This is a genomic window from Xanthomonas sp. MUS 060 (genome assembly GCF_000963215.1).
Classification (GTDB): Bacteria; Pseudomonadota; Gammaproteobacteria; order Xanthomonadales; family Xanthomonadaceae; genus Xanthomonas_A.
Window position 1 is genome coordinate 1 of the sequence record NZ_JZIM01000113.1, and the last position, 620, is coordinate 620.

A 620-nucleotide genomic window follows, 5' to 3' on the forward strand; every position below is an offset into this window, starting at 1 on the left:
GTGCGGCTTCTCAATGTGACTGGAGATGCGATATCTCCGCAGAAGTTGAGGGAGTGGTATGCGTTCAGGCCTCACAACATCGAGGTTGTCAATACCTATGGGCCGACAGAGACCACGGTTTCCTGTACAGCAGAACATCTGACGCAAGATGCCGAATACGCTTCGATTGTCACCATCGGGCAGCCTCTCGCCAATGTGCGCATCTACATCCTGGATGCACACGGTGCACCGGTACCGATTGGGGTGGTCGGCGAGCTGTACATCGGTGGCGATGGCGTCGGGCGTGGGTATCTCAATCGAGCGGCATTGACCGCCGAGCGCTTCCTCGCCGATCCATTTAGTGATGATCCAACGGCAACGGATGTACCGCAGTGGCGATCTGGGGCGTTGGCGTGCCGATGGCACGATCGAGTTCGTGGGACGCAACGATCACCAGGTCAAGATCATGTACCGCAGTGGCGATCTGGGGCGTTGGCGTGCCGATGGCACGATCGAGTTCGTGGGACGCAACGATCACCAGGTCAAGATCCGTGGTTTCCGCATCGAGTTGGGCGAGATCGAGGCGCGCTTGAGCGCGCATGCGGAGGTGCGCGAGTGCGTGGTCGTCGCGCTTGAGACGG

At 59.7% G+C, this 620-nt stretch carries 1 protein-coding gene and 1 pseudogene; both read left to right on the forward strand.

Annotated features, from left to right (window positions below; all coding sequences use genetic code 11):
• Window positions 1–15 precede the first annotated feature (15 nt).
• A pseudogene (locus XANALMUS060_RS23155) lies at window positions 16–234 on the forward strand (AMP-binding protein); the annotation flags it as partial.
• Between the two features lie 109 nt (window positions 235–343).
• On the forward strand, window positions 344–620 hold a 277-nt coding region (locus XANALMUS060_RS23160), incomplete at its 3' end, for an AMP-binding protein (RefSeq protein ID WP_045739499.1).